The following is a 12628-nucleotide window of genomic DNA, read 5'->3' as shown; positions in this document are numbered from 1 at the left end:
CATGTGTGCGGGGAACGGGTGGCCGGTTCCGGATGAGGAGGCTCAGCCCTTGCCGGCGGTCGACGCCGAGGCCGACCCGGAGGCCGGCGCGGACGGCTTCCCCGACGTCGGCGCGGACGGCGAACCGCTCGCCGACGCCGAGCCGTTCGCCCTCGTCACCGAGAGGACGGCCTCCCTGGCGGCCTTCTTGGCGTCCGACAGCAGCGCGGCCGCGTCCGGCGTCTTGTCGCCGGCCAGACCCGCGCCGTTGTAGTCGAGGGTGACGACCACGTTCTCCACGCGCGCCACGACCGTCTGCTGCTTGAAGGTGCCTTCCTTCTTCTTCAGGTCGTAGCTCACCGAGGTCGCCTCGTCCCCGGTGCCGGCCACCGGCACCGCACGAACGCCCTTCGCGCCCTCCACCACCCGGGCGGCACGCACCTGCTTGTCGTAGTACTCCTCGGCCAGCTTCTCGCCCGGGCCGCGCGTGGTGTCCGACTCGAAACGCATCAGCGACACGTTCAGCCAGCGGAACTGCGACCCCTTGACCCCGTTGTTGTCCAGGCTGCTCCAGGAGCAGCTGGCCCGCGAGGCCACGTCGTCGGAGCCGCCCTCCTTGCCCGACTTGGCCTTCGGCGCCAGGTCCTTCAGGGTCTTCTTCGTCAGCACGCCGCACGCCTCGGGCAGCGTCCGGTACGCCGCCGCCTGCACGGTCGGGGACGGGCTCGCCGACGCGGAGGTGCTCGTGGCCTTGTCTCCGCCGCCGTCGGAGCCGGAGTCCGAGGAGCAGCCGGAGGCGATCAGCATCACGGGGACGGCTGCCGCGCAGACAAGGACGCGGGTCAGGCGCTTGGCTCGCTCGGGCTGCTCTCGCTGTGCTCGTCGCTGCATGGTTCCTTCACTCATGACGCTCGTGTTCCCTGCGGTCGGAACGGTGTCCGAGGGGTCACGGTACGCGCCCCGTCACCCGTACGGCCGTACTTCGGGGGCTTCGCGCAGAGGGTGAAGGGGCGGTGAACGAGGCTCAGTCGCCCAGCGCGTCGGACAGCTCGGCGGCCAGTTTCCGGGCCCTGTCCTGCATTTCCTTGCTGTCCGGGACCGCGCCGACGGTCACCGGCTGCTCCGCGTACTCGATGGTGACGATGACGTTGGACGTGCGGAACGCCACAGTCACGGTGCGCTCCTGAGCGGTCGAACCGGAGCTGTCGAGAGCGTCGTCGAGGAACGCCTCGTCGCCCAGGTCCTCCAGGACCCGCGGCTGCAGATCGGACGGCGCGACGGACGGCGAGGCGGTCGAGGAGGACGGGGACGAACCGGGCGCTGCGGGAGTGCCGGTGGCGGCCGGGTCCGTCGGACCGGTCGCCGACGGGGAGGGCGAGCCCGACCCCGTCACCGTCGACACGGGCAGCCGCGCCGCCGTCTGCTTCCGCGCGAACAGCTCCTCGGCCTGGGCGTCGTCGCTCACCGCGTTGTCGTAGGACACGACCCGCTCGAGGTCGACCAGCAGCCGGTCGGTCGCCGCCGTCGACTCCACCTTCCAACGGCAGCCCACCTTGCGGTCGGTGTCGTAGGTGAGCGTCGCCTCACCCCCGTACGCCTTCTCCCGCTGCTGCTCGTCCGTCAACTCCGCCAGACCGGGCAGGAGTTCCTCCAGCGTCCGGGCGTCGACCGCGCCGCACGGCTCGGGGAGGGTGGCGTACCTGCCGGGCTGCGCCGCCGGCGACGCCGTACCGGCGCTGCCGGGGTTGGAGTCGTCCGACTGCCCCCCGCTGTCGGAGCCTCCGGTGCAGCCGGCCAGTACGGCCACCAGGAGCGCGGCGACGCCGGGTACGTACGCCTTCCGCTGCACGGTCGGGTCCTCTCGACGGTGGGTGCGGGCCGCGGCCCGCCGGGTCTGTCCAGTGTCCCCGCTGGTTAATCGCTTGCCGCAGGGGGGCGCCGTTCGCAGACAATATGTATCGCACGCACTGCCGTGGACGCCGGTCCGTCATCCCTTTTCGTCGACCTTGGCGCCGGTTTTGCGGTATTCGACTTCTGTACTTTTTCCGGGGGAATGGGGACCTCATGTCGTACGTGGAACTGCCGGGTGCGAAGGTGCCGATCCGCATGTGGACGGACCCGGCGACGGTGGAGGAGGGCGCGCTCCAGCAGCTGCGCAACGTCGCCACCCTGCCCTGGATCAAGGGCCTGGCCGTCATGCCGGACGTGCACTACGGCAAGGGCGCGACGGTGGGCTCGGTCATCGCGATGCGGGGCGCGGTGTGCCCGGCGGCGGTGGGCGTCGACATCGGCTGCGGGATGTCCGCGGTGAAGACCTCCCTGACGGCGAACGACCTGCCCGGCGACCTGTCCCGGCTGCGTTCGCGGATCGAGCAGGCGATCCCGGTCGGCCGGGGCATGCACGACGACCCGGTCGACCCGGGCCGGCTGCACGGCTTCGCGACGGGCGGCTGGGACGACTTCTGGACCCGCTTCGGCGGGGTCGCGGACGCGGTGAAGTTCCGCGAGGAGCGGGCGACGAAGCAGATGGGGACGCTGGGGGGCGGGAACCACTTTGTGGAAGTTTGTACTGATACGGAGGGTTCCGTCTGGCTGATGCTGCACTCCGGATCCCGCAACATCGGCAAGGAACTGGCCGAGCACCACATCGGCGTCGCCCAGAACCTCCCGCACAACCACAACCTCGTCGACCGCGACCTGGCGGTCTTCGTCGCGGACACCCCGCAGATGGCGGCGTACCGCAACGACCTGTTCTGGGCCCAGGAGTACGCGAAGTACAACCGCTCCATCATGATGGCGCTCCTGAAGGACGTGGTCCGCAAGGAGTTCAAGAAGGCGAAGCCCACCTTCGAGCAGGAGATCAGCGCGCACCACAACTACGTGGCCGAGGAGCGCTACGACGGCATGGACCTGCTCGTCACCCGCAAGGGCGCGATCCGCGCGGGGTCCGGCGAGTACGGGATCATCCCGGGCTCGATGGGCACGGGCTCGTACATCGTGAAGGGTCTGGGGAACGACAAGGCCTTCAACTCCGCCTCGCACGGCGCGGGCCGGCGCATGAGCCGGAACGCGGCCAAGCGGCGCTTCACCGCGAAGGACCTGGAGGAGCAGACGCGGGGCGTGGAGTGCCGCAAGGACTCCGGCGTGGTCGACGAGATCCCGGCCGCGTACAAGCCGATCGAGCAGGTCATCGACCAGCAGCGGGACCTCGTGGAGGTCGTCGCGAAGCTGAAGCAGGTCGTCTGCGTGAAGGGCTGAGCGTCCGCCGCGTGCGGGGTCACCTCCGTACGCGGTGGCGGAGGTATGCCACGTCCGGGGTGAGCATGCGGGATTCCACGAGGTCCAGGTGGACGCGGCGCTCGTCGTGGGGGAAGTAGCGGGTGCCCCCGCCGACCAGGACCGGGTGGACGACCGTGCGGTACTCGTCGATCAGGTCCGCCGCGGCGGCCTCGGCGGCGAGGGTCGGTCCGCCGACCGCGATCTCGCCCTCGCCCGGCTCCTTCCGCAGTCGTGCGATCTCCTCGGCGACGCTGCCGGAGGCCAGGCGGGCGTTGCCCCTCACTTCTGTCAGCGTGCGGGAGAAGACCACCTTGGGAAGGGGGTTCCACACGTCGGTCCACTCGCGCTCCGCGTCACCGAGCGAGGGGTCGTCGGCGGCGGTCTCCCAGTAGAGCATCGTCTCGTAGAGCCGTCGGCCGAGCAGATGGACGCCGAGCTTCCGGGTCTCGTCGATCCAGAAGCGGAAGACGTCCGGGTCGGGCGCCGACCAGTCGAGGCCGCCGTCCGGTCCGGTGATGTAGCCGTCGAGCGAGATGCCCATCGCATAGGTCACGTCCCGCATGGCACGTCCTCCTCGGGTAGGGGTCCCCGTACCCGTACAGGATGGCCCTACTTGGCGTGCGCCACCGCGTAGATCATGACGAACGCGACGATGTGGATGCCGAAGAGGAAATAGGCGAGGTAGTACCAGACGTAGCGCTCACGCTTCTTCTCCAGGGCGAGGCGGCGGCGCTCGCCGTCCGTGGTCATCACGCCTCCCGGTGGACCTTGGTGTTGGACGCCTGGGCGCGCGGGCGGACGACCAGCAGGTCGATGTTGACGTGCGGCGGGCGGGTCACCGCCCAGGTGACGGTCTCGGCCACGTCGTCCGCGGTGAGGGGCTCGGCGACCCCCTGGTAGACCTTGGCGGCCTTCTCGGCGTCGCCGCCGAACCGGGTCAGGGCGAACTCCTCGGTCTTCACCATGCCGGGCGCGATCTCGATGACGCGCACCGGGCGGCCGACGATCTCCAGGCGCAGGGTCTCGGCGAGGACGTGGGCGCCGTGCTTGGCGGCGACGTAGCCCGCGCCGCCCTCGTAGGTGGCGTGGCCGGCGGTGGAGGAGACGACCACGACCGTGCCGTCGCCGCTCGCGTCGAGCTTGGGCAGCAGGGCCTGGGTGAGGTTGAGGGTGCCGATGACGTTGGTCTCGTACATCGTGCGCCAGTCCTGCGGGTCGCCGGTGGCGACCGGGTCCGCGCCGAGGGCGCCGCCCGCGTTGTTGACCAGCACGCCGACGGTCCTGAAGGCGGTGGCGAACTCGTCGACGGCGGCGCGGTCGGTGACGTCGAGGGGGTATGCCGTCGCCGAGTGGCCGGCCGAGGTCAGCTCCTCGGCGAGCGCCTCGATGCGGTCCTTGCGGCGGGCGGTGAGGACGACGCGGTACCCGGCCTCGGCGAGCCGGCGCGCCGTGGCGGCACCGATCCCGCTGCTCGCTCCCGTGACGACGGCGATACGGGACGCGGCGGGCGGTACGGCGGTGGCCATGGGGTGCTCCTCGGGCGGGCGGTGGTGAGGGCGGGCGGGCGGTCGGCCGGCGCGGGCGCGCTCCGGGCGCGTGCGGGGCCGTCGCCCGGCCAGCATAAAGCGGGTGTGTGGGAGCCCTCGGGGGCGGTGTGCGGAGCCCGTGCGTGAGCCGGTTCAGCCGCTTCGCGGGGCCCACATGATGACGGCCATCCCGGCGAGGCAGACCAGGGCGCCGGTGATGTCCCAGCGGTCCGGGCGGTAGCCGTCGGCGACCACGCCCCACAGGATCGACCCGGCGACGAAGATGCCGCCGTACGCGGCGAGCACCCGGCCGAACTGCCCGTCGGGCTGGAAGGTGGCCACGAAGCCGTAGGCGCCGAGGGCGAGGACCCCGCCGGCCGCCCACATCCACCCGCGGTGTTCGCGGACGCCCTGCCAGACCAGCCAGGCGCCGCCGATCTCCAGGATCGCGGCGAGGACGAACAGGGCGGCGGAGCGGAGGATCAGCATGGCCGCAGCCTCGCACGTCCGGGCCGTGTCACCTGTTGGAGGGCGCCTGCGGCCGGGTGCGCCGGGGATACATGCCCCGTGACGGACGGACCGGACGGACGGGTGAGGGGTGTCATGGGGACGGGGTCGCCCACGGACGCGCGGTCGCGGCTGATGGCGGAGCTCGGTGTGGTGGCCCGGCGGTACATGGCGTCGTACGCCTTGTTCAACCAGGCGCTCGCCGACCGTCTGGGGCTGCATCCGACGGACCTGCAGTGTCTGAACCTGCTCACCCTGGAGCGCGGGCCGGTGACCACGGGCCGGATCGCGGAGCTGACGGGTCTGACGACCGGGTCGGCGACGCGGCTGGTGGACCGGCTGGTGCGGGCGGGGTACGTGGTCCGGGAGCGGGACGCGGCGGACCGGCGGCTGGTGCTGGTCGCGCCGGTGCCGGAGCGGGCCGCCGAGGTGGGGCGGATGTGGGAGCGGGTCGGTGGCGGCTGGTTCGCGCTGTTCGACGACCTGGACGACGGTGAGCTGGAGCGGTTCGTCGAGCACATGCGGCGCACGACGGAGTACGGCGCCGAGCAGGCGGCCCGGCTGCGGGCGGGGGAGACCTGAGGGATGGAATAGGACGGGGCGGGGTGTCGTTCCAGGGGTATAGTTGAAGCGTCAACAACCTGGAAGGTGAGCGGCCATGCAGTTCGGGATCTTCAGCGTCGGGGACGTCACCCCCGACCCGACGACGGGGCGCACGCCGACGGAGCGCGAGCGGATCAAGGCCATGGTCGCCATCGCGCTGAAGGCCGAGGAGGTGGGCCTGGACGTGTTCGCCACCGGTGAGCACCACAACCCGCCGTTCGTGCCGTCGTCGCCGACCACCATGCTCGGCTACATCGCGGCCCGCACCGAGCGGCTGGTGCTGTCCACCTCCACCACGCTGATCACCACCAACGACCCGGTGAAGATCGCCGAGGACTTCGCGATGCTCCAGCACCTGGCCGACGGCCGGGTGGACCTGATGATGGGCCGCGGCAACACCGGCCCGGTCTACCCCTGGTTCGGCCAGGACATCCGCCAGGGCATCAACCTCGCCGTCGAGAACTACGCCCTGCTGCACCGCCTGTGGCGCGAGGACGTCGTCGACTGGGAGGGACGCTTCCGCACCCCGCTGCAGGGCTTCACCTCCACGCCCCGCCCGCTGGACGGCGTGCCGCCGTTCGTCTGGCACGGCTCCATCCGCTCGCCGGAGATCGCCGAGCAGGCCGCGTACTACGGTGACGGCTTCTTCCACAACAACATCTTCTGGCCGGCCGACCACACCAAGCGCATGGTCGAGCTGTACCGGGCCCGCTACGCCCACTACGGGCACGGCACCCCCGAGCAGGCGATCGTCGGCCTCGGCGGTCAGGTGTTCATGCGGAAGAACTCCCAGGACGCGGTACGCGAGTTCCGCCCCTACTTCGACGTCGCCCCGGTCTACGGGCACGGGCCGTCGCTGGAGGAGTTCACCGCGCAGACCCCGCTGACCGTGGGCTCCCCGCAGCAGGTCATCGAGAAGACGCTGTCCTTCCGCGACTACGCCGGCGACTACCAGCGCCAGCTGTTCCTGATGGACCACGCCGGTCTGCCGCTGAAGACGGTGCTGGAACAGCTCGACCTGCTCGGCGAGGAGGTCGTGCCGGTGCTGCGGAAGGAGTTCGCGAAGAACCGCCCGGCGGACGTGCCCGAGGCGCCCACCCACGCCTCGCTGCTCGCCGGCGGGAGGAACACCGCCGAGGACACCGCGAAGGACCCGGAAGGAGCGCGGACATGAGGATCGTCGTCGTGTCGGCCGGGCTGAGCGTGCCGTCCTCCACACGGCTGCTCGGCGACCGGCTCGCCGCGGTCGCCGCCCCGGCCGCGACCGCCCCCGAGCCGGGCCGCGCCGACGTCCGCGTGATCGAGCTGCGGGACCTCGCCGTGGAGATCGCGCACACCTTCACCAACGGCTTCCCCGGCCCGGCGCTCGCGGAGGCGTTCGACGCGGTGACCGGGGCGGACGGGCTGGTCGTGGTCACCCCGGTGTTCTCCGCGTCGTACAGCGGGCTGTTCAAGTCCTTCTTCGACGCGCTGAGCTCCACCGACCCCGACGCCCTGGCGGGCACGCCGGTGCTGATCGCGGCGACCGGCGGCAGCGCACGGCACTCGCTGGTGCTGGACCACGCGCTGCGGCCGCTCTTCGCCTACCTGCGGGCCGTCGTCGTTCCGACCGGGGTCTACGCGGCCTCCGAGGACTGGGGCGCCGAGGGCCTCGACGGGCGGATCGCACGGGCGGCGGGTGAACTGGCCGCGCTGATGGCGGCCACCTCGGCGGCCCGCTCCTTCCCACGCCAGACGCCTGCGGCGGGCCGCCTTACGCCCGGCCCGGGCGGCCCGGAGCTGCGGCCCGGCGGGCCGGGGGGCCGTGGTCCGGGCGGGGTGAACGGTCATGCGGCGTCGGGGTCCGCGCGCGAGCCGGGCGGCCCGGAGTTCCGGCAGGCGCCGGTGGGCCAGGTCCCGGCCGGGACGGAAACCGCCGACGGTCACCCGTCGGCGGGGGCCGCCGCCGTGCCCGGTGACGCGGAGCCGTGGCCCGGCGGCCCGGCGGGCCGTGGCCCGGGCGGGGTGAACGGTCGTTCCCGGCCGGGGTCCGCGCGCGTGCCTGGCCACCCGGAGCCCCGGCAGGCGCCGACCGACCGGGTCCCGGCCGGGACGGAAACCGCCGGTGGTCACCCGTCGGCGGGGGCCGCCGCCGGCCAGGTGCCGGCCGGGCACGGGACGGCTGCCGTCCGTCCGTCGCCCGGCCCCGGCGACGCGGGGACCCGGCAGGCGCCCGCCGGCCGGGGGCCGGGGCGGACCGCCCCGGGTGCGCCCCTGCCCAAGAAGGACACGTTCGAGAGCGTGACCCCCTTCGAGGAGCGGCTCGCCGCGTTGCGTCCCGGCGGGTGAGACAGCGGTAAGAAGCACGCCACCCGGCCGCCGCCGGGGCCGCCCGGCCCCGGCGGCTTGGCACACTGTGCGGGTGCCGCACACCGTTCTGCTCGCCGAAGACGACCGCGCCATCCGCAACGCGCTGGAGCGCGCGCTGACCCTGGAGGGCTACCACGTCACGGCCGTCGCCGACGGCGTCGAGGCCCTCGCGCAGGCCCACCGCTCCCGGCCGGACGTGCTGGTGCTCGACGTGATGATGCCCGGCATCGACGGCCTCCAGGTGTGCCGGGTGCTGCGCGCCGAGGGCGACCGCACCCCGGTGCTGATACTGACCGCGCTGGTGGAGACCGCCGACCGGATCGCCGGACTCGACGCGGGCGCCGACGACTATGTCGTCAAGCCGTTCGACGTCGAGGAGGTCTTCGCCCGGCTGCGCGCCCTGCTGCGCCGCGCGGCGCCCGTGACCGCGGAGCCGGAGCAGCCGGAGGTCCCCGGACCGGCCGCCTCCGGGCGCTGCCTGGAGGCGGCCGGGCTGCGCATGGACCCGCAGGCGCGCCGGGCCTGGCGCGGCGACCGCGAGCTGGAGCTGACCCGCACCGAGTTCGAGCTGCTGGAGCTGCTGATCCGCAACGCCGGCGTCGTCCTCGAGCACTCCACCATCTACGACCGCATCTGGGGCTACGACTTCGGCCCCGGCTCCAAGAACCTCGCCGTCTACGTCGGCTACCTGCGCCGCAAGCTCGACGAGCCCGGCGCCCCCCAGCTGATCCACACGGTCCGCGGCGTGGGCTACGTCCTGCGGGAGGGCTGAGTGACCGTCGGCGGTGCGCGCGGACCGGCCGTCCCGCGCCACCGGCTGCGCCTGCTGTCGCTCGGCACCACCTTCGCGGTGGCGTTCGCCGCGGTGACCGCCACCGTCACGCTGCTCATCGGCTTCCTGTCGTACAACGCGGCCGCGCGGCTGGTGCGGGTGGACCAGCAGTCCGTGTTCGACGAGGTGGTGCGGGACCTGCGGGGCGAGGTCCGGACGAACCTGATGTCGCCGCACGACTTCTCCTCCGCCGCGCCCGGCCACGACCTGGTGCGCCCGGCACGGACCGACGTGCAGGTGCTCGGGCCGGACGGCGGGATCGTCGACCCGGGCGACCCCGGACTGCCGGTGGTCGACGCCGACCGCCGGATCGCGGGCTCGGCCGACGCCGGGAGCGTGGTCGTGCACGCGGGTGTCGACGTCGGCGACGACGTCTACCGGGTCGCGACCGTCTCCCTGGGCGGCGGCAGGGGCGCGGTGCAGGTCGCACAGGAGTTCAGCGACACCGAGGACCTGCTGCGGGCGCTGCAGCGGCGCACGCTGCTGCTGATGGCGGCCGTGGTGATCGGCGCGGGCCTGTTCGGCTGGTGGCTGGCCCGGCGCATCACCCGCCGCCTGGTGGTGCTCACCCACACCGCCGAGGCCGTCGCCCGCACCCGTCGGCTCGGCATCCAGGTGCCGGTGGCCGGCTACGACGAGGTGGGGCGCCTCGGCCGCGCCTTCGACCGGATGCTGGGCCGGCTCGCCCAGTCCGAGGAGGACCAGCGCCGGCTGGTCCAGGACGCGGGGCACGAGCTGCGCACCCCGCTCACCTCGCTGCGCACCAACATCTCGCTGCTGCGCCGCATCGACGAACTCCCGCCGGACAGCCGCGAGGAACTCGTCACGGACCTCGCCGAGGAGGCCCGCGAGCTGACCGACCTGGTCAACGAGCTGGTCGACCTCGCCGCCGGGCAGTCCGACACCGAGCCGCCGCAGCGGGTCGACCTGGCGGACGTCGCCGAGGACGTGGCGGGCACCGCGCGGCGGCGCATGGGCCGGGAGGTCGTGGTGCACGCCAGCGGCGACACCACGACCGACGGGCGGCCCGGGATGCTCACCCGGGCGCTGTCCAACCTGGTCGAGAACGCGGTGAAGTTCGACCGGGAGGGCCACGCCCCGGTCGAGATCCACATCGCGGGCCCGGCCCGCCCGGGCACGGTCCGGGTGGAGGTGCGCGACCGGGGGCCGGGCATCGCCGACGACGACCTGACCCGCGTCTTCGACCGCTTCTACCGCGCCGCCGACGCCCGTTCCCTGCCCGGCTCGGGCCTCGGCCTGTCCATCGTCCGCGAAATCGCCCTCGCCCACGGCGGCGCGCCGTACGCCTTCCGGCGGGAGGGCGGCGGCACGGTCACCGGGTTCACGGTCGCCGGGGCGACGGCGGACCGGGCGGACTCGCAGGCGTAGCCGGTCCGCGCCCGGCGCAGGTATGGATGCGGGGGCGGTGACGGGTCGCCCCGGGGAGGAAGGGGAGGGGCGCATGCTCACGGACGACGAGGCCGCGGCACTGTCGGCGGTCGACGAGGCGGCCACGGCGCGGACGCTGAAGGAACTGATCTCCGTACCGAGCGTCACGGGGAGCGCCGCCGAGTCCGAGCTGCAGCATCAGCTCGCCGGGCGGCTGGAGTGGCTGGGGATGGAGGTCGACCTGTGGTCGATGGACCTGCCCGCGCTGCGCGCCGACCCGGAGTTCCCCGGCACGGAGGCGCCGCGCGAGGAGGCCTGGGGCCTGGTCGGCACCACGCCCGACGGGGGCGACGGGCCCACACTGATCCTCCAGGGGCACGTCGACGTCGTACCGCCGGGGGACCTGGCCGCGTGGGCCGGGGACCCGTTCGTGCCACGGGTGACGGGGGACGTGGTGCACGGGCGGGGCGCGTGCGACATGAAGGCCGGGCTCGCGGCACACCTCGGCGCGCTCGCCGCGATACGGGCGGCGGGGATCCGGCTGCGCGGCCGCGTCGCCGCGCACTTCGTCGTCGGCGAGGAGGACGGCGGTCTCGGCGCGTTCGGCACGCTGCGGCGCGGCCACACCGGCGACGCCTGCGTCATCGCCGAGCCCACCGCCGGCACGCTGATCACCGCCAACGCGGGCGCGCTGACGTTCCGGATCGCCGTACCCGGGAAGGCCGCGCACGGCAGCTCCCGGGAGCAGGGGGTGAGCGCCGTGGACGCCTACCTGCCGCTGCACCGGGCGCTGGCCGCGCTGGAGGCCGAACGGAACCGGGACCCGGACCCGCTGCTCGCCGAGTACCCGATCCCGTACGGCCTGTCGGTGGGCACGCTGCGGGCCGGGGACTGGGCCAGCAGCGTGCCCGACCTGCTGGTCGCCGAGGGGAGGTTCGGCGTACGGCTCGGCGAGGACCCGGCGCGGGCACGGGCCGCGCTGGAGCGCTGCGTGGCCGAGGCGTGCGCCGCCGACCCCTGGCTGCGCGGGCATCCGGCCACGGTGACCTGGCCGGGCGGGCAGTTCGCGAGCGGCATGCTGCCGGAGGGTCACCCGCTCGCCGACGCGGTCGCCGCCGCGCACACCGACGCGACGGGCGGCCCGGCGCCCCGGCGGCGCGGGGCGACGTACGGCAGCGACCTCAGGCACTACACCGGCGCCGGGATACCGGCCCTGCAGTACGGCCCGGGCGACATCGCGGTGGCCCACAGCGAGCGGGAGCACGTGAGCGTGCGGGAGGTGGTGGAGGCCGCGCGGACCCTCGTGCTGACGGTGCTGCGGACGGTGGGGACGAAGTGAGCCGCCGGGCTGCCCGCGCGGGGAGGGCGTGACACACTCGACCCGTGATCATCGAACGTGCGTACGCACACATGGGCGTGTACGACGCGGGGGAGTGGCCGTGGTCGGTGCCCTGCGTCCGCGCGCTCCTCGACGGCGGTCTGCGCTTCACCGCGCCGGTGACCTTCGTCGTCGGTGAGAACGGCTCCGGCAAGTCGACCCTGGTCGAGGCGCTCGCCGAGGGCTTCGGCCTGGACTCGTGGGGCGGCTCCCACGAGTGGCGTTACGCGAGCCACCGCGCCAAGTCGGTGCTGGGCGAGCACATCCGCTTCGACGCGGCCCCCGGCGGCCGCCGGATGCTCGCCTCCTGGTCCGCCCGGCAGGGCTTCTTCCTGCGCGCCGAGACCGCCCTGGACGCCCTCGGCCGGGAAGGGCTCGCCCCCGGGGAGCGCAGCCACGGTGAGGGATTCCTCGCGGCGTTCCGCGACAAGTTCCTGCGGCCCGGCCTGTACGTCCTGGACGAGCCGGAGGCCGCTCTGTCCTTCTCCTCCTGCCTGGAACTCCTCGGCCACATCGACCAGTTGACCCGGGCCGGCGCGCAGGTCGTATGCGCCACCCACTCCCCGCTGCTGACCGCCCTCCCCGGCGCGGACATCGTCGAGGTCGGCGACCACGGACTGCGGCGCACCGCCTGGCAGGACCTCGCCCTGGTCGACCACTGGCGCCGCTACCTCGCCGACCCGGCCGCCTACCTCCGGCACGTCCTGGACTGAGCGCCGGACTTTCCGTTATCCGGACCCGGGCGGTGGCTCTCCTGTCATGACGGGCGGACGGCCCGGGACCGAG

13 protein-coding genes and 1 pseudogene are annotated in these 12628 nt (G+C 73.5%); 8 read left to right on the top strand and 6 right to left on the bottom strand.

Features of this window, described 5'->3' with window-relative positions:
- Positions 1-42 precede the first annotated feature (42 nt).
- A complete protein-coding gene (locus ACIF8S_RS25740; protein WP_400002060.1) occupies positions 43-870 on the bottom strand; it encodes a DUF3558 family protein in 828 nt (275 codons plus the stop codon).
- A gap of 133 nt (positions 871-1003) precedes the next feature.
- Complete coding sequence (locus ACIF8S_RS25735; protein ID WP_400002059.1) at positions 1004-1828, bottom strand: DUF3558 domain-containing protein; 825 nt, start codon at positions 1826-1828, stop codon at positions 1004-1006.
- A gap of 215 nt (positions 1829-2043) precedes the next feature.
- Here ACIF8S_RS25735 and ACIF8S_RS25730 point away from each other — a divergent pair, with 215 nt between their 5' ends.
- Positions 2044-3237: an RtcB family protein gene (locus tag ACIF8S_RS25730; protein ID WP_400002057.1), complete on the top strand. Its 1194-nt coding sequence runs from the start codon at positions 2044-2046 to the stop codon at positions 3235-3237.
- 19 nt (positions 3238-3256) lie between these two features.
- On the opposite strand, the gene ACIF8S_RS25725 is transcribed toward ACIF8S_RS25730, so the two are convergent.
- The 4 genes from ACIF8S_RS25725 to ACIF8S_RS25710 all read right to left on the bottom strand — a co-directional run bounded on the left by ACIF8S_RS25725 (position 3257) and on the right by ACIF8S_RS25710 (position 5273).
- Positions 3257-3820 (bottom strand): dihydrofolate reductase family protein, encoded by a 564-nt coding sequence (locus ACIF8S_RS25725; protein WP_400002055.1) that lies wholly within the window; start codon positions 3818-3820, stop codon positions 3257-3259.
- A gap of 47 nt (positions 3821-3867) precedes the next feature.
- Positions 3868-4008 carry a hypothetical protein gene (locus tag ACIF8S_RS25720; RefSeq protein ID WP_400002053.1) on the bottom strand — a complete coding sequence of 47 codons (141 nt, stop codon included), beginning with the start codon at positions 4006-4008 and terminating at the stop codon, positions 3868-3870.
- Entirely contained in the window at positions 4008-4784 is a 777-nt protein-coding gene (locus ACIF8S_RS25715; RefSeq protein ID WP_400002051.1) for an SDR family NAD(P)-dependent oxidoreductase, read from the bottom strand. The genes ACIF8S_RS25720 and ACIF8S_RS25715 overlap by 1 nt, the downstream gene beginning before the upstream one ends.
- Before the next feature lie 153 nt (positions 4785-4937).
- The gene (locus ACIF8S_RS25710) at positions 4938-5273 is read right to left on the bottom strand and encodes a YnfA family protein (protein ID WP_400002049.1); all 336 of its coding nucleotides are present in this window, start codon (positions 5271-5273) and stop codon (positions 4938-4940) included.
- Positions 5274-5387: 114 nt separating this feature from the next.
- Here ACIF8S_RS25710 and ACIF8S_RS25705 point away from each other — a divergent pair, with 114 nt between their 5' ends.
- The 7 genes and pseudogenes from ACIF8S_RS25705 to ACIF8S_RS25675 all read left to right on the top strand — a co-directional run bounded on the left by ACIF8S_RS25705 (position 5388) and on the right by ACIF8S_RS25675 (position 12555).
- Positions 5388-5873, top strand: coding sequence for a MarR family winged helix-turn-helix transcriptional regulator (locus tag ACIF8S_RS25705; RefSeq protein ID WP_400002048.1), 486 nt, complete (start codon positions 5388-5390; stop codon positions 5871-5873).
- Between the two features lie 76 nt (positions 5874-5949).
- Complete coding sequence (locus ACIF8S_RS25700; RefSeq protein WP_400002046.1) at positions 5950-7068, top strand: LLM class flavin-dependent oxidoreductase; 1119 nt, start codon at positions 5950-5952, stop codon at positions 7066-7068.
- Positions 7065-7688, top strand: a pseudogene (locus ACIF8S_RS25695) (CE1759 family FMN reductase); the annotation flags it as partial. The gene ACIF8S_RS25700 and the pseudogene ACIF8S_RS25695, both read left to right, overlap by 4 nt.
- A 607-nt stretch (positions 7689-8295) precedes the next feature.
- Positions 8296-9015 (top strand): response regulator transcription factor, encoded by a 720-nt coding sequence (locus tag ACIF8S_RS25690; protein WP_400002044.1) that lies wholly within the window; start codon positions 8296-8298, stop codon positions 9013-9015.
- A complete protein-coding gene (locus ACIF8S_RS25685) occupies positions 9016-10464 on the top strand; it encodes an ATP-binding protein (RefSeq protein WP_400002042.1) in 1449 nt (482 codons plus the stop codon).
- A 73-nt stretch (positions 10465-10537) separates the two neighbouring features.
- Complete coding sequence (locus ACIF8S_RS25680) at positions 10538-11803, top strand: ArgE/DapE family deacylase (RefSeq protein WP_400002040.1); 1266 nt, start codon at positions 10538-10540, stop codon at positions 11801-11803.
- A gap of 44 nt (positions 11804-11847) precedes the next feature.
- Entirely contained in the window at positions 11848-12555 is a 708-nt protein-coding gene (locus ACIF8S_RS25675) for an AAA family ATPase (RefSeq protein ID WP_400002038.1), read from the top strand.
- Positions 12556-12628: the final 73 nt, after the last annotated feature.

Source organism: Streptomyces sp. NPDC085937, assembly GCF_044540535.1.
Taxonomy (GTDB): Bacteria; Actinomycetota; Actinomycetes; order Streptomycetales; family Streptomycetaceae; genus Streptomyces.
This window is presented reverse-complemented; position numbering and strand designations above follow the sequence as displayed.